14 protein-coding genes and 1 pseudogene are annotated in these 21,513 nt (G+C 69.4%); 8 read left to right on the forward strand and 7 right to left on the reverse strand.

Going from position 1 to position 21,513, the window contains the following annotated elements:
- Positions 1-104 precede the first annotated feature (104 nt).
- From AC230_RS16655 to AC230_RS16670, 4 genes are all read left to right on the forward strand, one after another.
- Positions 105-371, forward strand: coding sequence for a hypothetical protein (locus AC230_RS16655; protein WP_049716946.1), 267 nt, complete (start codon positions 105-107; stop codon positions 369-371).
- On the forward strand, positions 368-1,654 hold the full coding sequence (locus tag AC230_RS16660) for an HEXXH motif domain-containing protein (protein ID WP_049716947.1): 1,287 nt from the start codon (positions 368-370) through the stop codon (positions 1,652-1,654). Before AC230_RS16655 ends, AC230_RS16660 begins: the two co-directional genes overlap by 4 nt.
- 122 nt (positions 1,655-1,776) lie before the next feature.
- Positions 1,777-4,800: an FxSxx-COOH system tetratricopeptide repeat protein gene (gene fxsT / locus AC230_RS16665; protein WP_049716948.1), complete on the forward strand. Its 3,024-nt coding sequence runs from the start codon at positions 1,777-1,779 to the stop codon at positions 4,798-4,800.
- Between the two features lie 239 nt (positions 4,801-5,039).
- Positions 5,040-5,357, forward strand: a complete 318-nt coding sequence (locus AC230_RS16670; protein WP_049716949.1) for an Imm51 family immunity protein — start codon at positions 5,040-5,042, stop codon at positions 5,355-5,357.
- Positions 5,358-5,385: 28 nt separating this feature from the next.
- Here AC230_RS16670 and AC230_RS32065 read toward each other — a convergent pair whose 3' ends face one another.
- Positions 5,386-6,507 carry an IS630 family transposase gene (locus AC230_RS32065; RefSeq protein ID WP_049716950.1) on the reverse strand — a complete coding sequence of 374 codons (1,122 nt, stop codon included), beginning with the start codon at positions 6,505-6,507 and terminating at the stop codon, positions 5,386-5,388.
- 144 nt (positions 6,508-6,651) lie between these two features.
- Here AC230_RS32065 and AC230_RS16680 point away from each other — a divergent pair, with 144 nt between their 5' ends.
- Positions 6,652-6,813 (forward strand): hypothetical protein, encoded by a 162-nt coding sequence (locus AC230_RS16680; RefSeq protein ID WP_157868588.1) that lies wholly within the window; start codon positions 6,652-6,654, stop codon positions 6,811-6,813.
- A gap of 81 nt (positions 6,814-6,894) precedes the next feature.
- On the opposite strand, the gene AC230_RS16685 is transcribed toward AC230_RS16680, so the two are convergent.
- Positions 6,895-7,146, reverse strand: a complete 252-nt coding sequence (locus AC230_RS16685; protein WP_049717071.1) for a winged helix-turn-helix domain-containing protein — start codon at positions 7,144-7,146, stop codon at positions 6,895-6,897.
- Positions 7,147-7,738: 592 nt separating this feature from the next.
- Between AC230_RS16685 and AC230_RS16690 the strand changes: the two genes are divergently transcribed.
- Complete coding sequence (locus tag AC230_RS16690; protein WP_157868589.1) at positions 7,739-7,933, forward strand: DUF7848 domain-containing protein; 195 nt, start codon at positions 7,739-7,741, stop codon at positions 7,931-7,933.
- A 1,070-nt stretch (positions 7,934-9,003) separates the two neighbouring features.
- Here AC230_RS16690 and AC230_RS16695 read toward each other — a convergent pair.
- Together AC230_RS16695 and AC230_RS16700 are read right to left on the reverse strand one after the other, a co-directional pair.
- Positions 9,004-9,291 (reverse strand): hypothetical protein, encoded by a 288-nt coding sequence (locus tag AC230_RS16695; RefSeq protein WP_049716953.1) that lies wholly within the window; start codon positions 9,289-9,291, stop codon positions 9,004-9,006.
- Complete coding sequence (locus AC230_RS16700) at positions 9,291-13,094, reverse strand: polymorphic toxin-type HINT domain-containing protein (RefSeq protein ID WP_198535541.1); 3,804 nt, start codon at positions 13,092-13,094, stop codon at positions 9,291-9,293. Before AC230_RS16700 ends, AC230_RS16695 begins: the two co-directional genes overlap by 1 nt.
- 443 nt (positions 13,095-13,537) lie before the next feature.
- On the opposite strand from AC230_RS16700, the gene AC230_RS16705 reads away from it, so the two are divergent.
- A complete protein-coding gene (locus AC230_RS16705) occupies positions 13,538-14,053 on the forward strand; it encodes a hypothetical protein (protein WP_049716954.1) in 516 nt (171 codons plus the stop codon).
- Positions 14,054-14,107: 54 nt separating this feature from the next.
- On the forward strand, positions 14,108-15,715 hold the full coding sequence (locus tag AC230_RS16710; RefSeq protein ID WP_049716955.1) for a S1 family peptidase: 1,608 nt from the start codon (positions 14,108-14,110) through the stop codon (positions 15,713-15,715).
- 180 nt (positions 15,716-15,895) lie between these two features.
- Here AC230_RS16710 and AC230_RS16715 read toward each other — a convergent pair whose 3' ends face one another.
- The 3 genes and pseudogenes from AC230_RS16715 to AC230_RS16725 all read right to left on the reverse strand — a co-directional run bounded on the left by AC230_RS16715 (position 15,896) and on the right by AC230_RS16725 (position 21,507).
- Positions 15,896-16,201 (reverse strand): hypothetical protein, encoded by a 306-nt coding sequence (locus tag AC230_RS16715; protein ID WP_049716956.1) that lies wholly within the window; start codon positions 16,199-16,201, stop codon positions 15,896-15,898.
- Between the two features lie 132 nt (positions 16,202-16,333).
- Positions 16,334-20,160: pseudogene (locus AC230_RS16720) on the reverse strand (multifunctional oxoglutarate decarboxylase/oxoglutarate dehydrogenase thiamine pyrophosphate-binding subunit/dihydrolipoyllysine-residue succinyltransferase subunit).
- Between the two features lie 261 nt (positions 20,161-20,421).
- Positions 20,422-21,507, reverse strand: coding sequence for a sensor histidine kinase (locus AC230_RS16725; protein ID WP_049716957.1), 1,086 nt, complete (start codon positions 21,505-21,507; stop codon positions 20,422-20,424).
- Positions 21,508-21,513 lie beyond the last annotated feature (6 nt).

Raw genomic sequence — 21,513 nt, forward strand, 5'->3', positions numbered from 1 at the left:
GCGGAGCGTCCGAACGGGTTTCCGGATTGCGGCGTCCGGGAAGAACGGAGCAGCCGCACACGCCTGTTGAGACGGGGGCGGTCCGGCGGAAGGGAGGAGAAAAGGTGCCCATCGGGTTTCCGGCGAAGGGGACTTCGCCCGCGGCCACCGAGGACCGGAGGCGCGAGGACCGGGAGACCGGCGGCGGGGGGACGGAGCCGCTGCCGGACCTCACCGGCGTCGGCCTCGGCCGGCTGCGCACGCTCGACGACCCGCGCGTGACGGCCGCCGTCGACGCGGCCCTGCGCGACCCCGCGGAGCTCGCCGAGACCTGGTACTCCAGCGGGGCGCAGGGCGGCCGCCACCGCCCCCCGGGAGGGAACCGCACGTGACGCGCGCCGCCGGCGGAGCCCTCGCCCCGCAGCGCGTGCCGCCGTCCGTCCTGGCCCGGCTCGCCCGCACCCGCGCCGCCCCCGACGACCTCGCCCTGCTGCGGCGCGCCCTGCACAGCAGACGCCTCGTGCTCCTCAAGTCCCTGCTCACCCGCCTGGAACGGCAGTCCGACGCGGTCCCCGTCCGCGTCCGCGAACGCTTCGAGGCGCATTGGCGGTTGCTGGAGCGCGCGGAATCCCGGCACGCGCCCCTCGTCCGCGACACCCTCGACTACCCCGCCGTCGGCACCTGGCTCGCCGCCGTCCTCGCCGCGCCCGCCGGGCCGGCGTTCGCCGCCGGGCTCGGCCACTTCGGCGCCGTCGCCGCGGCCGCCGCCCTGCGCTCGGGCACCGGCTTCACCGTCGAACTGGCCACGCCCACCGGCGTCCTGGCCCTCCCCGGCATCGGGCTGCTGGAGACCGGCCGCCCCCTCGTCCGTCTCACCGCCCGCTCCCGCACCGCCCGCCTCACCGGACCCGGTACCCCGCACCCCGCCGTCCTGCTGCGCTCGGCCGGCGGCCGGGTCACCGGGGCGGGCCGCGGCTGGCGCGGCCTGCGCCGCCTCCCCGGCGGCGACGCCCTCCTCGACGACCTCGACCCCTACCGCGCCCCGCCCGGCGGCGTCGGCCGCGCCGCCCTGCCGCCCGCCGGCCGCGACGGCACCGGCGGCCGGCCGTGGACGCGCCGCTGGCGCGCGGCCCTCGCCCTGCTGCGCGCCGCCGACCCGGAGCGCGCCGCCGAGACCGGCGCGCTGCTGCGCTGCCTGGTCCCCGTCGCGCGGCCGCCGGGCGACCCCGGGGCCAAGGTGAGCGCCACCTTCCGCTCCGCCCCCGGCGCCGTCCTGGCCACCCTCCCGCCCACCGCCGCGGACCTCGCCGAGGTCCTCGTCCACGAGAACCAGCACAGCAAACTCGCCGTGCTGCACGACCTCCTGCCGCTGCACACCGCCGGTCCCGACGCCCTCCACCGGGTGGCCTGGCGGCCCGATCCCCGCCCGCTGGCCGGCGTCCTCCAGGGCACCTACGCCCATCTCGCCCTCGCCGACTTCTGGCACCGGGCCGTCCGCGGCCCGGCCCTGCCGCCCCGGGCCCGCGAGGGCGCTCTGGAGCGGCGCGATTCCTACCGCCGACAGGTCGCGGAAGCGGTCCCCATCCTGCTTGAATCCAATGAACTGACCGCCGCGGGCCGGGACTTCGCTCGGGGCATGGAACGGCACCTCGCGACGCTCGGCCGCCCGGGGTGACGCACGGCGCGAGCGGTGCGTGACAGTCGTATGACGTACAGTGAGGGCGATGCCGCCGCCACGGTCCGCGCCGGGCGGGGCCACGGGGACCACGCGGTGCTGCGAAGGAACGAGGGACGCGCATGAACACGCAGCGGTATCAGGTCGGCACCGGCGCGCAGGACCGCGTCGACGAGCACTTCGTCGTCGTCTTCGCCGGCTACTACCGGCCCTGGGCCACCTGGATCCGCCACCGCCTGGAGAGCCACGGCCACCGCGTCACCCTCCAGCGCTGGGACCCGCCCCGCGAGGTCCCCCTGGAGGACGCCCTCGGCGACCTGCTGCTCGCCTCCGGCCGGATCCTGCTCGTCCTCAGCGACTGGTTCTTCGAACTCGGCCCGCGCCGCGAGGGCGAGTGGAACGACGCCCTCCGCGGCATCGTCAACGCCAACGCCGAGCGGTTCGCCGCCGTCAACCTCACCAACCGCGCCCTGCTCCCCGCCACCGCCGTCCTGGAGCCGGTCGACCTGTGGGGCGTCGGCGCCCAGGAGGCCGAGCGCCGCCTCCTCGCCCGCCTCCAGCTCCCCGAAGGCCCGCCCCGCCGCCCCCTGCCCGAGGGCCCCGGCTCCCGCTACCCCAACGACCCGCCCGCCGTCTGGGGCGACGTCCCCCGCCGCAACCGCCGCTTCACCGGCCGCGACGACCTCCTCAACCGCCTCCAGGAGCGGCTCACCGAGGCCGACCACGGCACCGCGGTCTGCGCCCTGCTCGGCATGTCCGGCATCGGCAAGACCCAGATGGCCGCCGAGTACGCGCACCGCTTCAGCTCCGACTACGACGTCGTCTGGTGGGTCAACTCCGACACCCGCGGCACCCAGCGCGAGCGCTTCGGCGAGCTCGCCGCCGAACTCGGGCTGGACGCCGGCTCCGAGCCCGGCGAGCGCATCCGCGCCGTCCGCGAGGCGCTCCGCCGCGGCGAGCCGTACGGCCGCTGGCTGATCATCTTCGACGGCTGGGACGAGACCGCGGTCGCGGACGAACTCCTGCCCGCCGGCCGGGGCCACGTCCTGATCACCTCCCGCAACCGCAGCTGGGACCGGGCCGGGGCCACCGTCCTCGACGTCCCCGGCTTCCAGCGGCACGAGAGCACCGGCTACCTCATGCGCCGCGCCCCCCGGCTGACCGCCGAGCAGGCCGACGAAGTGGCCGCCGAGCTCGGCGACATCCCCATCGCCCTCGTCCAGGCCGCCGCCTGGCTCGGCGAGTCCGACATGGAGGTCTCCGACTACCTGCGCATGGTGCGCGAGGGGGAGCTGTCCGGGCTGGACGCCCAGCCCGGCCTCACCGACGTCCCCCGCTCCTCCCTCACCTCCTGGTCGATACTGATCAACCGGCTCCGCGAGAGCGAGCCCCACGCCGTCGAACTCCTCACGCTGTGCACGGCGTTCGGCCCCGGCCGCATCCCCGTCGGCCTCGTCCGCGTCCTGCCGCCGGCCCAGCTCCCCGAGCACCTGGGCTGGCTGGTCTCCGACCTCCCCAGCTGGACCCGCGCCCTCGACACCCTGGTCAACTACTCCGTCTTCACCCGCGAGACCCGCGACCTGCGCACCGTGCAGGCCAACGACCCCGGTCCGGAGCAGGAGTCGGTGCACATGCACCGCCTCGTCCACGACATCGTCGCCCGGCTGTCCTCCCCGGCCGAACGCCGGCTCTACCGCCGCATCGTCCGCCGCCTGATCGCCGCCGCCGACCCCGGCAACCCCCAGGACAGCCGCCTCTGGCCGCGCTACGCGGAGCTGCTGCCCCACCTGGAGCCGTCCGGCGCCCTCGGCAGTCACGACTACAAGGTCCAGGAAGCCGTCCTCAACATGCTGCGCTACTGCTGGCACAGCGGCGAGTTCAGCACCGGCGCCGCGCTGGCCGAGCAGATCCGCATCCGCTGGACGGACCTCTTCCCGCCCGAGCACCCCCGCATGCTCGAACTCACCGTCCAGCAGGGCAACATCCTCCGCTCCCACGGCCGCTTCCGCGACGCCTACGAGCTGGACCGCTCGACCCTGGAGCGGCTCCGCGCCCACTCCGGCGCGGACGCCACGAGCCTGATGACGGCCACCAGCTGCCTCGCCGCCGACCAGCGCTTCCTGGGCCAGTTCAGCGAGGCCCTGGAGATGCAGCGCGAAGTCCTCGGCTCCGCCCTCGAACTCCTGGGCCGCGACGACTACACCACGCTCCTCGCACAGCACAACCTCGGCGTCGGCCTCCGTCTCCTCGGCCGCTACAGCGAGGCCTACGACATCGACCTCGAAACCCTCCGCGCCCGCGAGACCCTCCTCCGCGCCCGCCACGCGGCCACCCTCATGTCCGGCATCGCCTGCGCCCGCGACCTCCGCCTCATGGGCCGCTACCAGGACGCCCTCTCCCGCCAGGAGCAGGGTGTGCGCCTGCACATCCAGATCCTCGGCCCCAACAACCCCCGCACCCTCCGCGCCCGCCACAACCTCGTCCTCTGCCAGCGCCGCGCCGGCATCCCCCACGACATCGGCGCCGCCATGGCCACCCTCCTCGACCAGATGGAACAGGTCCACGGCCGCTCCCACTACGAGACCCTCGCCCTCGTCGTCGACTACGGCAACTACTGCCGCGAGCACGGCGACCTGCGCCAGGCCCGCGCCCTCATCGAGGAGGGCGAATCCGGCTACCGCACCCTCCTCGGCCCCGCCCACCCCGTGAGCACGGGCATGCTCTCCAACACCGGCCTCGTCCTCCAGGCCGCCGGCGAACGCGCCGAGGCCCTCACCATGTTCGAAGCGGCCCTGGCCGGCCTGACGGCCTCCCTGGGCCCGGACCACCCCTGGGTCCTCGGCTGCGCCCTGAACGCCGCGGCCGGCCGCAACTTCACGGCCCGCCTGGAAAGCGCCCTGGAACTCTCCCGCGACACCCTCCGCCGGGCCCGCCTGATCCTGGGCCAGGACCACCCGTTCACGCTCTCCTGCGAGGTGGCCTTGGCTGCGGACTTGCGTGCGCTGAGGGAGCACGAGGAAGCAGGCAAGGTAGAGGAAGACGCCCTCCAACGCCTGGCCCGCACCCTGGGCGCCCAACACCCCCACGCCATGTCGGCCCGCCAACGGACGCGGCCTTACTGGGACTTCGAGCCGTATCTGGGCTGAGGGGCCGCTATAGGGTATGCCCTGTGCGGCTCATCAGGTGGGGACCGATGTGTCTCCGTGCACATACCTTGGTGGAATGGACCGTTACGAGGGCACAGGCCAACTGGAGCGGTGGGTCCATCCTTCAGCGTGTCTAGTGCTGTGACCGGAAAGGTTCACCGAGGTCGGGACGGTAAGGGACCGGAGGAGTGGTTCGAGGGGTCGGGCAGCCCGTGCACTGATCGTGAGAGGATCGCGCAATGATCATCAACCTGCATGACTTCGGCGGCGAGCACTCGCTGACGTTGGATGCCGGTGGTCTGGCTGCCGATGCTGTAGTAGCTGCCGCCGGGCACGAGCCGAACGGGTACTTCTGGGAAGGTCTCGTGCGGTTTGCCTGGCCGGACATCGCTGAGCGCCTCGATTTCGACAGTGAGGCTGGCATGTTCTGCGCGGTCGGGAGTTCGAGCGACCTCGCGCGACTCAAGACGGCCGTTGAATCCGTCGTCACGAGTCCCGAGGCAGTCCGCGACATCATTGCCCGTGCGGAGACTTCGGGCTTCGAGTTCGACGACTAGGGTCGTGACCTCGCCGGATTGGGCGGGGTCAGGCAGCGGTCGACAGCGGCCGGCCGCCCCAGCGGAGACCTCGTTCGCTGCGGATGCGTGCACGCTCGCGTCGTTGGGCGGCTAGGACGTCGGGGTGGCGGGCATTGTTGTTCCGCCAGCGCAAGTAGGCGTGCAGGGCCCGGGTCTGGACAGTGTGGTTCGGATGGTTGGAGTTGGCCAGGGTGAACTGCCGCAGCGGCCCGAAGTGGGCCTCGATGGGGTTGGCCCAGGACGCGTAGGTGGGTGTGAAGCACAGCTCGACCTTGTTCTTCGTCGCCCACCGGCGGATGCGCCAGTTCAGGTGGGCGGAGAGGTTGTCGAGGATCATGTAGACCGGGGCGCCGTCCGGACGGGCGGCGCGGATGGACCGCAGGGCGGCCCAGGTGTGGTCAATGCCCTTGCGGCGCCGGTTGATTCCCCAGAGCTTGTCGTCACCGACCGAGTAACAGCCGTGGAAGTAGGTGATGCCGTGGGTGCGGCGGTAGGTGGCAGGCAGCCTGTCAGGACTGCCCTGCTTCTGCCAGCAGGAGCCGACGGTGGGGCGGATGCCCAGCGGCCCGAACTCGTCGAAAGCGAACGTACGGTCCGGACGCTCGTTGACCGCGTACTCGATCCGTTCCAGCTTGGCATCGAAGGCCGGGTCCGGGGATTCCTTCCAGGTCTTCGTCCGCTGGAAGGTGACCCCGCGGCGGGCCAGTAAGCACCGCAGGGCCTCGCGGCCGATCCGGACGGGCCGGGCCACGTTCCTGCGCAGATGATCGACCAGTTTGCGGACCGACCAGCGGGTGAAGGGCTTGCCCAGCACGGTGGGCCGGGTGGTGGCCGTCTGGATGACGAAGTCCTCATCATCACTGCTCAGCAGGCGGGGACGGCCTCCCGCCCACTGAGGGTTGAGACATGCGAGCCCGACCTCGTTGAAGCGGTGGATCACGTCCCAGACGGTGTCTTCATCCGCCTGGACCAGACGCGCGATCACCGGGACCGTGCTGCCGCCGGCCGAGGCCAGCAACATCATCGCCCGCCGAAACCGCACCGAGCTCGTACTGCCCCGCCGCACAGTCTGCTGAAGCTTCCGCCCCTCCTGCTCCGTCAGCCTCCGGACCTTGACCGGTGATGCCATCCCGCCTCCCCTGCTGGTCGGAAGCGTCAACGCTTCCAACCAGCACAACGAGCAACCCGGTGAACCTATGCGGTCACAGCACTAGCGCGCATACCGGTCAGGATCACCCCTGTACCCGACGGTGGGGTGTGGGACGCTGTCGTCTTGGCACCACTCGGCCAAGAAGAACATGCCAACATCGAGTTCCTCGTCGAGGCCGATCCGTACTTCACCCTGCGCTTCAGGGATGGCCGGGCCACCGAGGCCGAGGTGCGGCAGTCGGACAACGGGATCCACCTGCGGTTGCGATCCGTCCCCGAGCCATGACCGTCAAGCGGTCGTTGACGCTCGCCCGCGCGGATGCGGACGAGCGTGCTGCCGCTTGGCGCACGTCTTGTCCATCCTGGGTCACTCGACGATGAAGGTTCCCTTGGCGGGCAACGTGACCAGCAAGCCACGCTCCCGCAACTCCTGAATGGCACGACGAGTCGTGCCGATCGCAACGCCGTACTGCTCGGCCAGATCCCGCTCTCCCGGCAGACGGGCGCCCCGCTTCAGCGCTCCTGCCTCGATCTGTGCTGCGATGTGATCCGCGACCTGCATGTACACATAGGTCGCCTTCGTCGGGTCGACGGGCGAGGTGTGCTGCTCGGCTGCCATGGCAGTCAACATAGAGCAATCACCTGCAACACGTATGAGTGGATAGCGTCTTACTGCTCTATGCCGCTCTACTCGGCAGCTGTACGTTCGCCACACAGAAGACCCCGGCGACGCCTGGCAGCGCCCCGGGGCATGGCCACCAGCTGAAACGGAGCTGATGACATGCGGCATCGTATCGATCGCCTGCTCGCCCGGGTGAGGAAACTCCTCAGGCGGGGGAGCGAACCGACCTACGAAGCTCCTGCTCTTCACCAACCCGCCCCTCCCATCGGGTACGCCACCCCGACCACCTACATCACCTTTAGTCCGCACGGGATCAACATAGCCTCGTGTACCACCTCTCGGTGCACCTGCCCGGAGGCCGAACACGACCCACCAACCGGGAAGTTGCCCGCTCCCGGAACGTATGTGATCGACACTCGAAGCGGCGCCTTGGCCAGGTCATGGGTAACGAAGGCCCTCACCTCCAACTCCGGCCGCCACGCGGCGGACCGGAATGGGAGGCAAACTCCGGCGACGTACGGCCGGCCACTGACGGGGAACGCCTGAGCGCCAAGGTCCAAGCCGCCAACTCAACCCACAGGTGGGGCGCATGAGACCCGTGCCCGAGACGGTGAAGCCAGTCACCTTCGCCATGCAGTGCACCCGATGCGACGCCGCTTCGGTCCCCCACATCGACTTCACGATCGTCCATACGTGGGCGGTCCAACACGCCGTCCACAACCCGGAACACGCGGCCTACCGCGAGATCATCCACCGGCATTGGCGAACAGCGCCGGCGGACTGACCGGCGTCATTGGGACAGTCCCGTATGTCGGCCCTCCCGCAGAACAGTCTGCGGGAGGGCCGACATATAGCGTCGTGCCACGCGTCCGGGAACACGCCACGGGCGATCTGCCGATGAGCAGGTCGCCCGCTGGCCGAGTATGGCCGTGACCCCTTGAGTAATCCCCTGGACCGCGGAAACGGAGCACCGACGCCATGCCTGCGCCGGACGTTACGGCGCGATAGAGCGAGCACAGCCGGAGTCTAAAGTTGCTGGTCAGATACGGTGACGGGATGAACGAGAGCCTGCCTGCCGAATCCAGGACGGCTGCCTGCTGTGGCTGGAATTGAGTTCGTGGAACGACCTCGAAGCGACACTGGCCGCTGTGCGTCACTGGCTGCAGACGCGCTCTCGATTCCGAACGACCAGTGCCCAAACAGGCTCCGCGACACCGCCGACATCACGAGTACAAGCTCAGTAACCACCCGAATCCCTATCTGAACTGAGGATTCCTGCTGATCAGCCGCGAGGCTGCGGCCCCAAGTGCTTCGCGCAGCTCGGCGGCATCGGTGAGGACACTCCACCGGTTGCCGTGTGGGTCGGAAGACCCAGACTCGGTCGCCCAGATACCGGCCCGGCGGGGGCACGAAGAGTTCAGCTCCCTTGGGGCGTACGGAGACCAGGGGTTGCGCGGGGAGCTGCTTCGTCGTGCCCAGGGGGAGCAGCCACCACATGGCGTGCTCCATGCCGCTCATCAAGTAGGGGCCGATGTGTCGATGATGCTCCCTGAGGATGGGTGATGGCGGCAGTGAAGAGGGTGAAGTCGAGCTGCGACGGTCAGGGGGTGGTTTGGCCTTCGGCCCACTGGACCAGTGCGGCTCGCTGGTTGGGCGCGGCCTTGCAGAGCCAGCGCGTCAACGCGGATGGCGCCGACGGCAGCGGGGCTGCGCCAGCGTTCGTTGCCGTTGCTGCCAGCTACTGCCATCCTCCCAAGCGAAGACCCCGCCAGGACGCACCCGACGGGGCCTCAGGTTTGCCAGTCGAATTCAATGACCGAAACTCATTCGGCCTTATTCAGAGCTGCCAATACCTCAGGACGTCGCTTCATCACCGATGGCGCGAAGCACCTCGGACAGCCAAACGAACCCATGCCCCACAACACGATCAGGATCGGAGAGCATATCTTCCAGGTGCCCCCATGACTCAGAAAGCATGCCGATCGTGAGATCTCGCGGCTCATTGTAGGCATCGTAAGCCTGATCTCGAGGCACGGACCAGAATGCCTCTCTACCGATTTCCAACATCTGCTCACCAGCATGGATCCGCTCCATGAGCAAGTCGAAGACACCCTTGAGCTTGTCTACTGGAATCTCGACCATCAGCAAGCGCTCCCTGTAATTTTCGCGATGTTGTCGTGGAAGGTTTGTATTTCCTTCCTGAGATGCCTGGCGCGTCCCTCAATTATTCGCTTCCGTACCTCTTCATTCGGAGCATTCTTGAGGTACCCCTTGTTGTCGTAGGCATCCGGGTTTGCTAGATAATCCCGGAGTTTCGCCTCGTGCTCCTCGATCAGCTGCCGATACGAACCGATGGACTTCAGCTGCTCAGGAGTCAGATCACCGTTGCTGTTGTGAACGAGTACCGGCGTTCCCCCTGCTAGCACATAGTACGTGTGGAGGTCGTCCACAGTGAGGTTGTATGTGCGTGCGTGCTGGTCGTAGGCGCGGTTGGCCTGGACTCGGGCGGTGGTTCCGTCGCTGGTGCGGAGGGTGGTGCCGGGGGTGAGTTCGCGGGCGGGGAGCCAGCGGTGTTCGTCCGGTGCCCAGAAGGGGTGTTCGTAGGTGGCGGTGAGTCTCTTCGGGCCGTTGACGGTCGTGATCGTCAGTTCGTTGAAGTGCTTGTCGCTGTCGGTGACGATCGCGCGGGTGACCTGTCGGGCTGCTGACCGGCCAGTGACCGGGTCGCTTGCGAGGACCTGGTCGCCTGCCTTGATGTCCTCGATGTTGCGGGTGGAGCGGTCACCCATGAGGACCTTGGTGCCAGCCAGGAAACAGTTGTTGCAGCCGGGGTCAGGGCGGCGGCGTTGTGACCTGCCTGCGGCCTTCTCTGCTTCCTTTTCAACTTCCTTCCTGCCCCACTTGCCGTAGACCCACTTCCCGCCCTTGGCGGCCCACTTCGCGCCCTTTCCGCCCGGGCCCGGGATGAATTCCAGGCAGCCGAGGTAATCGTCTCCGGAGACGCACTGGTCCCAGCCCTTCAGGGGCGTGACCTCAGCGACGACCCCCATGAAGCCCGTCCAGCAGCTGGGTCGCCACTTGGAGCACTTCTTCTCCTGGCCGGCCGCTTGTTCCTCGATGTTTTTGAAGTCGAGAAGTTTCTTGACGATTTCTGATGTTGCGCCGGCGATCTGGCCTTGGGCCTCTTTCATGGCCTTTTCCGCGGCCTTCAGATCGCGGACACGGATCTTGATCTTCGCGACAGCGTCCTTGGCCGCGGCGGCGTCCTGGCCAGCCTTGTCGGCGGAGATGCGTGCATCTGCTGCGGCGGCGTAGGCCGTGTCGGCGGACTGGTGTGCCCATTGGGCCGATGCGCTGGCCCGGGCAGCGGAGATTTCCGCGGCCTCGGCGTCGCGTGCCGCTGCTTGTGCCGCTTCGGTGGCGGCTCGTGCGGACTTCGCGGCCTGCTCGGCCGAGGCTTGGGCCGACTTGGCGTACTGGGCTGCCTGGCCCGCGAACTTGCTGGCCTGGCCCGCGTATTCCTTGGCCTGCTTGGCGGCGGCGTTCGCTTCCTTGTCGGCCTTCGCGGCCCTGGCTGCGACGACCGAGGCGAGGGCTGCGTTCTGCTGGGCGAGGGACGCGGTCCGCGCGGCGCCCGCGATGAGCTGCTGCACGGTCGCGACGTGGGTAGCCGTCAGGTTGTCCAGGCGAGCTGCGGAGTACTGGCCGGTCTCGATGAACTGGTGCAGGAGTTCCGGCGGGCTCTCCATCGCGACCTTGGCAGCCGCCTTGACCTCCGGGCCGCCGGTGTGGATGAGCTGGGCCGCACGGGTGCGCTCGTCGGCCTCCCGGGCGATGTGCTGCGTGCGGTTGAGGAATTCGCGGAGCTTGCCGGCGGAGCTGTCCAGCAGGGCGTCCTGGCCGGCCTTCTTGAGCTCCGGGCCCGCGGTGTGCACGATCTGGGCCACGCGCAGGCGGTAGTCGCCCAGCGCAGCCTCGTGCTGACCAGTGCGCAGGAACTCGGCTATCTGCTTCGCGTCGCCCTTCAGGGCTTCCTTGGCCGCCTTGCGGACCGATTCCAGTCCGCTGTCCTCGGCGAGGCGCTGGACGTCGGCGCGTTCGTCCTCCTGCAGGGCCTCCTGCCGACCGGTCCGCAGGTACTCGACCACCTGGTCGTCGGAGCCCGCGAGGGCGAGCTTGGCGGCGGCCTGGCTCCAGGGGCCTGCGGTCTTCAGCGACCGCATGGCGACCTTGCGGCCCTTGGCAGCGGCCTCCTTGACATCGACACCGGGCTTGGCGGCTTCGGCGGCGAGGCGGTCGGCTTCCTCGTCGAGTTCCTTGCGCTCCTTGTCGGCGCGGTCGGCTTCGGCCTGGCGCCGCTCTTGCTCGATCCGCAGGGTCCGGGCCTGCTCGACCCTGGCGGCCGTGCGGGCCCTGAGTTCCTCGGCCTCGACCTTGCGGGCGACGCCCTGCACCTTGTTCGCGGTCTTCACCGCGTCGAGCGCGGCGTTGGCCGCCTTCTTCGCCTCCATGGCGTGGACGGCCGACTGCTTGGCCGCACTGGACGCCTGCCCCGCATGCTTGGCGGCTTCCTCCGCGGCTTTGCCGGCGTTGCGGGCATGCGTGGCCGCTGAGTCCGCGGCCTTCGCCGCCTCGTCCGCGGCGGCCGCCGACTCACGCGCCAGAGCCTGCGACTGCTGGGCGGCCCGAGCGGAGTCATCCGCGCGGGCGCGGGCCGTCGCGGCCCACTGCCTGGCACGGGCCGCCTCCGCGTCGGCCACCCCGGCAAGGCCACCGGCCCTGTCGGCCTCACTCGCCGCCACCTGCGCATTGGCGCTGGCACTCGCGGCCGCGCCCGCGGCCTTCTCTGCGGCCTTCGAAGCGGCACCCACCTGCTTGGCGGCGTCCCTGGCCAGCTCGGCAGCCTCCGCGGCCGCGTAGGCGTCCTTGGCGGCCTTACGGGCATCGCCCGCCCGGCCCGCGTCCTTCGCCGCGTTCGCAGCCGCGTTACGCGCCCGGGCCGCAGCCTCGGCGGCACCAGCAGCAGCAGCGGCGGCGTTCGCGGCAGCCGTGGAGGCCATCCGCGCCGCGTAGTTGGCCGCCTGCGCCGCGCCTATCGCCTCCTGCGCCGCGTTGGCGGCACCCTGCGCGGCGGCCGCGGCCTGCTGGGCCGACCGCGCCGCACGGGCCGTGTCCTGACCCGCCGCCTTGGTCTCCTCCGCAGCCTTCTGGGCCTGCTTCTTGGCCAGATCGGACGCCTTCACGGCCCGGTCGGAAGCCCGCGCCGCCGCCTCGGTCTGGCTTTTGGCCACCTGGCCCGCGTCCTTCGCCCGCTGCGCGAGCTGGGCGACAGTGGCCCGTTCCTGGTCGCGCATGCGGGCGACATGCTGACCCACGGCAAGGAACTCGCGGACGTCGTCGGGGGACCCCTTCAGCGCGAGCTGGGCGGCCTCCTTCGTAGCGGGACCACCGGTCCCGAGGATCTGGACGAGACGCAGCCGCTCGTCGGCCTCGCGCGCGATGAACTGCTTCTCCTCCAGGAACTTGGCCATGTCATCGGCCGTTCCGAGGAGCGCTTTCTGGCCCGCCTCCTTCAGAGAAGGACCACCCTCGTTGATTGCCTGTGCGACCAGGATCCGCTGGTCGGCCTCGAACGGGGTCTGCCAACCCTCCTCGAGGAACTTCCGCATGTCCTCCTCGGAGCCCTTGACCAGGACCTCCTGAGCAGCCTCGCGCAACGTCGGCCCACCGAGACTGTAGATCCGGGCCGTTGCGACACGGTCGTCCCCAAGCTGCGCGAGCTCTTCCTCGCGGTAGAGGAAGCGGCGTACGTCCTCATCGGAACCTAGGAGCGCCGCCTCAGCCGCCGCCTTGACTCCCGGCCCGCCGTTCATCCACCGCTCGACCAAGTTGCCGCGATCCGTGTCCCACAGCACATCGGAGAGGTTGAACTTGTTGGTATCCAACTCCTCCGCCGCCCTGGCAGGAGCAGCGCCTAGCAACCCGACGAGGATAGCCAAGGGCAGCAAGGCCAGGCACAGCAGGCGTATGACGAACGCGGGCGCGCCCCTCATCCTCTTCAAGCAAGGTCTATATCTCACGAACTACCTTCATGAATTGGTGAAGTGACTGACGTGCAGTCAATTAGCGCCGGTGATCATAGCCGGAGGATTCTGAAGCACCGTATGGGACGGTCAGAACAGGCCAGTCCTTGCCGGAAGCGGAGCCGGGTGGTGCCTGGATGATGCAATGTCAAGTCGTTACCCAAAAGGTAGATGGATGAGACTGATGCGGCGTCAGGCATCTCATCGCACGGTCATGCCAGGGTGGTAGGTTCGATCGGTGCCGCTCTCCGACATCCGTGATGCGGCCCTTTTTTGTTCGCCAACCCCGTCGAAAGGAAAACTCGATGAGGTCCACCCTGCGCGGGACGCTCGTTGCTGCCGTAGCTGGAGCCGTTTCCGCCGCCCTGGCCATAGGGTCTACGACTAGCGCGGCCGCTCCCTCGGTCAACCCGGCTGACGACCCGTCGCTGTCCTACGCGGTCGAGGGCTTCGAGTACCCCAACGCGGCGAAGATTCTCAAGGAGCGTGGTATCGCCCTCCGAAAGGGCGACGGTCACATCCTCCTGTCCGACTGCGCTGCAACCCAGGACATCGTCGTCAATACCAACAACCTCGACAACGTCGACCGCGGGAAGTACTGCTTCAAAGTCACGGGGACCGGCAAGACCGGCGAACTCACCCTGGAAATACCCAAGGTCATCTCCATCACCGCCGGAAATTACCTCGTCCAGGCCAGCCTCACCACCGACGGCCGCACCACCGAGGTTGGACTGTCGAAGTACGACACCAAGGTGGTCGGCCAGGGCGTAAACCCGACCGGCAGCCCCGCTGTTCTGGTCAAGCTCCGTGTCAAGGGCTGACCTCGCCACTGCGCGACTCACCACACCACTAATAATTCGCTGAGGATCAAACGAATGCCTGGCATACGTCCACGCGCCGCGTGGATCACCGGACTTGCCCTATCCGCCGTCACAGCAGGCCTGCTGACCGCCGCTCCCGCGAACGCGGTGGTCGGTGAGCCGGCCAAGGACGACGCATTCGCGTTCACGGCCAAGCTCGACATCGGAGGCGAGCGCAGTTGCTCGGCCGCGCTGGTGGGGGAGCAGTGGCTGGTCACCGCCGCCAGCTGCTTCGCCGACGATCCGGCGCGGAGCCTGACTGTGCGGGCCGGTACGCCGAAGGTTCGGACGATCGCCACCGTTGGTCGCACCGACCTCACCCGTGGTGGCGGCAGCGTGGTGGAGGTCGTCGAACTCGTCCCGCGTACCGACCGCGACCTGGTCATGGCCCGACTGGCCACGCCGGTCACGGGGGTCACCCCCATCGGGCTCGGGGCCAACGCCGTACTGCCGGGCGAGGACCTCTGGGTCGCCGGCTACGGACGAACCCGCGACGAATGGGTCCCCGACCGGCTCCACCACGCGCGATTCACCGTGGACGGGGTGAAGAGCACCTCAATCAGCCTGTCCGGCAAGTCGCCCGACGCCGCTGTCTGCCAGGGCGACACCGGCGGCCCAGCCTTCCGGGAGATCGGCGGCCGCTACGAGCTGGCAGGCATCAACAGCATGTCCGGGCAGGGCGGTTGCTTCGGAACCGATGAATCGGTGACCAGCCGGGCCGCGGCGAACACCCGGGTCGACGACATCACCGGATGGATCCACTCCGTCGCCTACCGGGATGTCCTGAAGCAGGCCAACTGGAAGAACGTGGCTCACTTGGCCTCCGGCCGCTTCACCAACGCCGCCGGGGCGGCGGCCAAGCGTCGCATGGACCTGTTCGTGATCTGGAAGGACGGCTCGGCCAGCATCTTCCCGGGATCCGACAGCACCGACCCCAAGACACCGTTCTCGGCCGAGCACAAGGTGGCCAAGGCCGGCAGCGACTGGAAGTACGCCAGCGTCATCGCGGCGGGCAACTTCGCCGGCAGCGGCACGGACGGACTCTTCGTGCGCTGGAAGGACGCCGAGGTGACCGAGTACGGACACCTCGACCTGAAGGGCGCCCACAACGAGACGACGCTGAAGAAGAAGCGCCAGCTGGACCCCAAGAACTTCTGGAACAACGCCCGGCTGATCACCGTCGGCCGCTACGGCGGCAACAGCCTGCGCGACGACGTGCTGGTGCTCTGGGAAAACGGATCCACCTCGCTGTACACCGATGTCCACAGCAAGGGGCTGAACGGCTACTCCCAACTGTCCGCCGCGGCCAATTCCTGGAAGAACGCCACCCAGATCAGCGCCGGGGAATTCAACGGCAAGAAGACCTCCGACCTGCTCATCCAGTGGAAGGACGGGGAGACCAGCGTCTTCCCGGGCGTCGACGCCAAGGGCTACCACGGCCGCACCAAGATCCACGACGCCGGTTCCGCCTGGAAGAACGCCCACATTCTCACCACCGGGGCCTTCACCCACAACGACGACCGCGTCAACGACATCCTGATCAGCTGGAACAATGGCAACCTCGGCCTGTACTCCGATGTCGACGGAAACGGGACCCACGGAGGCATCGAGCTCCTCAAGTGACCACGAGCAGCTGAGGAGAGTCGCATTCTGCTTCTGCGCACCAAGCAAGTGACCCGTTCGGGAACGTGCTGAGTCCTGCACGCCTGGGCAGGGGGCGCCGCGGCCGTCACGACTTCACCTGCGAACGGGTCGGTGCCCGTACCGCTTGCGGCGCGGTACGGGCACCTACCCGTGCTGGCGCTATGGCCGGACGGGCGTACTGCCGACCTCGGCGTGGGTGAGGGTGCTGCCGTCGCTCTCGGCGCGGGCGAGTTCGATGAGGTGGAGGTCGGCGGCGTCCTCCAGGGCCGCGCGGGCCTCGGGGTCGTCGCCGGCGGTGTCCACGACGGCCTGCCGCCACCAGTCGTTCAGCAGGAGGCCGAGGGCGCCGGGGCTGTCGACGCCGCGCACGTCGTCCCAGAAGCGTCTGTGCCATCTCTCGTCCAGGGCATCGGCGATGCCGCCGATGGTGCGGGGGATGTCCGGCAACTCGGTGGAGAGGTTCATGGCGGTCTCCTGGGGAAGGGACATGCTCGCGTTCAGAGAGTAGGGCATGGGAAACGGCCCGGGGCCCGTACCGCTCGCAAAGCGAGGGTACGGGCCCCGGGCCGTTCGGCCGACGGATCAAGGAGATCCGGATCAGGCGTCGAACACCTCGTTCACCAGCGCCACCTGCTCCGCCTGGTGGCGCTTCGCCGAGCCCACCGCGGGGGAGGAGGAGTGCGGGCGGGAGACGCGGCGCAGGCGCTCGGGGCGGGGATGTCGGCGCCCACGGCCAGGTCCAGGTGGTCGATCAGGTTGAGGGCGATGAACGGCCAGGCGCCCTGGTTGGCCGGCTCCTCCTGGGCCCAGATGTACTTCTGGGCGTTGGGGAACTTGGCGATCTCGGCCTGGAGTTCCGCACCGGGGAGCGGGTAGAGGCGCTCGATGCGGAGGATGGCCGTGTCCATGGCGCCGCGCTTCCGGCGCTCGGCCTCCAGGTCGTAGTAGACCTTGCCGGAGCAGAAGACGACCTTGCGGACGTCGGCCGCGTTGACGGTGTCGTCGCCGATGACCGGGCGGAACGAGCCCGTCGTGAACTCCTCCGCCTTCGACGCCGCGGCCTTCAGGCGCAGCATCGACTTCGGGGTGAAGACGATGAGCGGCTTGTGGTGCGGGTTGTGCACCTGCCAGCGCAGGAGGTGGAAGTAGTTGGACGGGAGGGTGGGCATGGCCACCGTCATGTTGTTCTGGGCGCAGAGCTGGAGGTAGCGCTCGATGCGGGCCGAGGAGTGGTCCGGGCCCTGGCCCTCGTAGCCGTGGGGGAGGAGGAGCGTGACGCCGGACGTCTGGCCCCACTTCTGCTCCGAGGACGAGATGAACTCGTCGACGATGTTCTGCGCGCCGTTGGCGAAGTCGCCGAACTGGGCCTCCCACATCACCAGCGCGTCCGGGCGGGCCAGCGAGTAGCCGTACTCGAAGCCCATCGCCGCGTACTCGCTCAGCAGCGAGTCGTAGACGTTGAAGCGCGCCTGGTCCTCGGAGAGGTAGAGCAGCGGGGTGTAGTCCTCGCCGGTCTCGCGGTCGACGAGCACGGCGTGGCGCTGGCCGAAGGTGCCGCGGCGGGAGTCCTGGCCGGCGAGCCGGACCGGGGTGCCCTCCATCAGCAGCGAGCCGAAGGCGAGGGTCTCGCCCATGCCCCAGTCGATCGTGCCGTCCTCGATGCTGGCGGCGCGGCGCTGGAGCTGCGGCACCAGACGCGGGTGCACCGTGACGTTCTCCGGCGTGGTGACCTGCGACTCGGCGATCCGCTTGAGGACCTCCGCGGAGATCGCGGTGTCGACGGCGACCGGGAACTCCGGGCCCTCGGGGGCCGGGGGGGCCTCCACCGGCGCCGGGTCGGCGTCGGCGTCGCGGACCTCGACGAAGACCTTCTCCAGCTGGCCCTGGTAGTCCTGGAGGGCCTGCTCGGCCTCCTCCAGGGTGATGTCGCCCCGGCCGATCAGCGACTCGGTGTAGAGCTTGCGCACCGAGCGCTTCTTGTCGATCAGGTCGTACATCAGCGGCTGGGTGAACTGGGGGTTGTCCGACTCGTTGTGGCCGCGGCGCCGGTAGCAGATCAGGTCGATGACGACGTCCTTGTTGAACGTCTGGCGGAACTCGAAGGCCAGCCGGGAGACCCGGCAGACGGCCTCGGGGTCGTCACCGTTCACGTGGAAGATCGGCGCCTCGATCATCCGCGCGACGTCGGTGCAGTACATCGACGAACGCGAGGACTCCGGCGGGGCGGTGAAGCCGACCTGGTTGTTGATGACGATGTGCACGGTGCCGCCGGTGCGGTAGCCGCGCAGCTGCGACATGTTGAGCGTCTCGGCCACGACGCCCTGGCCCGCGAAGGCCGCGTCGCCGTGCAGCTGGACCGGCAGGACGGTGAAGTCCGTGCCCGCCTTGCCGATGATGTCCTGCTTGGCGCGGGCGATGCCCTCGACGACCGGGTCGACCGTCTCCAGGTGGGACGGGTTGGCGGCCAGCGAGACCTTGATCTGCTCGCCGTCCAGGCCGGTGAAGATGCCCTCGGCGCCCAGGTGGTACTTCACGTCGCCGGAGCCGTGCATCGACTTCGGGTCGAGGTTGCCCTCGAACTCGCGGAAGATCTGGGCGTAGGACTTGCCGACGATGTTCGCCAGCACGTTGAGGCGGCCGCGGTGGGCCATGCCGATGACGACCTCGTCGAGGCGGGCCTCGGCGGCGGCGTCCAGCAGGGAGTCCAGCAGCGGGATGACGGACTCGCCGCCCTCCAGCGAGAACCGCTTCTGGCCCACGTACTTGGTCTGGAGGAACGTCTCGAACGCCTCGGCGGCGTTCAGGCGGCGCAGGATGCGCAGCTGCTCCTCGCGCTCCGGCTTGGCGTGCGGGCGCTCGACGCGGTCCTGGATCCACTTGCGCTGCTTGGGGTCCTGGATGTGCATGAACTCGATGCCGGTGGTGCGGCAGTACGAGTCGCGCAGGACGCCCAGGATGTCGCGCAGCTTCATCATCGACTTGCCGGCGAAGCCGCCGACCGCGAAGTCGCGCTCCAGGTCCCAGAGGGTCAGGCCGTGCTCGGTGATGTCCAGGTCGGGGTGCTTGCGCTGGCGGTACTCCAGCGGGTCGGTGTCGGCCATGACGTGGCCGCGCACCCGGTACGCGTGGATCAGCTCGAAGACGCGGGCGGCCTTGGTGACGTCGTCGTCGTGCGAGGCGTCGATGTCCTTGAGCCAGCGGATCGGCTCGTAGGGGATGCGCAGCGCCTCGAAGATCTCGTCGTAGAAGCCGTTCTCGCCCAGCAGCAGCTGGTGCATGATCCGCAGGAACTCGCCGGAGGCGGCGCCCTGGATGACCCGGTGGTCGTACGTCGAGGTCAGGGTCATGACCTTGGAGATGCCCAGCTTGTTCAGGGCGTCCTGGGAGGTGCCCTGGAACTCGGCCGGGTAGTCCATCGCGCCGACGCCGATGATCAGGCCCTGGCCGGGCATCAGGCGCGGCACGGAGTGCACGGTGCCGATGCCGCCGGGGTTGGTCAGCGACGCGGTGACGCCGGTGAAGTCCTCCATCGTCAGCTTGCCGACGCGGGCGCGCTTGACGATGTCCTCGTAGGCCTGCCAGAACTCGAAGAAGTTGAGCGTCTCGGCCTTCTTGATGGCCGCGACCACGAGCTGGCGGTCGCCGTTCGGCTTCACCAGGTCGATCGCCAGGCCCAGGTTGACGTGCTCGGGCTTGACGAGGGTGGGCTTGCCGTCCTTCTCCGCGAAGGAGTAGTTCATCGACGGCATCAGCTTCAGCGCCTGCACCATGGCGAAGCCGATGAGGTGCGTGAAGGACACCTTGCCGCCGCGGGCGCGCTTGAGGTGGTTGTTGATGACGATGCGGTTGTCGAACAGCAGCTTCACCGGGACGGCGCGGACGGACGTGGCCGTCGGCAGCTCCAGGGAGGCGTTCATGTTCTTCGCGACCGCCGCGGAGGGGCCGCGCAGCGTCACGTACTCCGGGCCGGCGGGGGCCTCGGTGGCGGGCTTCGCCGCGGGCTTGGCGGCCGCGGGCTTCGCGGGGGCCTTCGCCGGGGCGGCGGCGGGCGCGGCCGGGGCGGCCTGCGCGGGCTTCGCCGGGGCCTGCGGCGCGGCGGCCGGGGCCTGGGCGGCGGGCTGCGCGGGGGCGGCCTGCGCGGGCTGCGCGGGCTGCGTCGGAGGAGCGGCCGCCGGAGGCGTGGCGGGGGGCGTCGTCCCCCCGGTCACGGCCTGCTGCGCCGCAGCAGAGCTTGTGTCCTTGCCCGGCTTGTAGTCGGCGAAGAAGTCCCACCAGGCTCGGTCGACCGAGTTCGGGTCCTGGAGGTACTGCTGGTAGATCTCGTCGACGAGCCACTCGTTGGGACCGAACACGTCAGCAGGGCTCTTGCCCTGCCCGTCTTGGTCGGTCGAGATGCTCGATGAGTTCGGGGACTGTGGCGACACGGCGGCAACCGCCCTCTTCCGCTTCCTAAGGTGGTGGACAGCGGGAATAAAGGCTACGCCTGTCAGGGGCTCCCATGCAGGTCGCCGAGGCCAGTCGTCGCCTAAGTCACACTCGCTCCGGGGTTTCGGGGCATGACTCACCGGGAAACACACGAGGTTTCCCCCGTCCCGCCCCGGACCCGCGCGCTTTCGGGTTCGCCGAAGCACGCCGCACATCCGGACGAATGTGTGCCTCCGCCCCCGACCATACGTCAAGACTGATCAACGGGGGTCTCCCGGAAGAGTGACCTTGATGCGGCACCCCCGCGGGGACTCGGCCACCCCGATGCTCCCGCCGTGCAGATCGACCGCCCAGCGCGCGATGGCCAGCCCCAGCCCCGTCCCGCCGTCGCTGTCCGGCCCGTGGTGACCCGAGCCGCCCCGGTTGAACCGCTCGAAGACCCGGTGCCGCTCCGCCGGGGGGATGCCCGGCCCCTCGTCCAGGACCTCCAGGGCCAGCGACTGGGGGCCCTCGCCGCGCCGGGCGCGGACGGTCACGCGGCCGTGCGGGGGGCTGTGCCGCACGGCGTTCTCCACCAGGTTCGCGACGACCTGGTGCAGCCGCTCCGCGTCCGCGTGCGCCGTCAGCTCCGGCGGCTGGACGTCGAGGTGGAGATGGACGTCCTTGCGGACGCGCGGCGACGAGCCCGCCCCGCAGGCGAGGCTCGCCTCCTTGATGACCTGCGCCAGATAGGGCCACACCTCGAAGCTGCGCGTGTGCAGCGGCACGACACCGTTGTCGAGCCGCGAGAGGTCCAGCAGGTGCTCCACCAGGCGGCCCAGCCGCTCGGTCTGGCGCAGCGCGGCGCGCATGGTCTCGGGATCGGCGGCCGAGACGCCGTCCACCACGTTCTCCAGGACGGCCCGCAGCCCCGCGATCGGGGTGCGCAGCTCGTGGGAGACGTTGGCGACCAGCTCCTTGCGGTGCGTGTCCACCGCCTCCAGGTCGGCCGCCATGCGGTTGAAGGCGTGGGCCAGGGCCCCGAACTCGTCCCGCCGCCCGGCGCGCACCCGCCGGCTGTAGTCGCCCCCGGCCATCGCCCGGGTGACCTCGGTCATCTCGTCCAGCGGCGCGGTGAGGCCGTGCGCCACGAACTGGGTGATCAGCAGCGAGGCGATGATCGAGAAGACGGTGATCACGCGTAAGCCGGTGGCCGAGCGGAAGGCCACGAAGACCAGGAAGGTGGTGATCACCACGGAGCCGACCACGAGCCAGCCGAGCGCGGCCTTGACGGAGCGGTACGGGTCCAGCGGGCGCAGCGCCTCCCAGACCCGGGCCGCCGGACCCGGCGGCGGACAGTCGGTCATCTGCGG

This window comes from Streptomyces caatingaensis (assembly GCF_001187435.1).
Classification (GTDB): domain Bacteria; phylum Actinomycetota; class Actinomycetes; order Streptomycetales; family Streptomycetaceae; genus Streptomyces; species Streptomyces caatingaensis.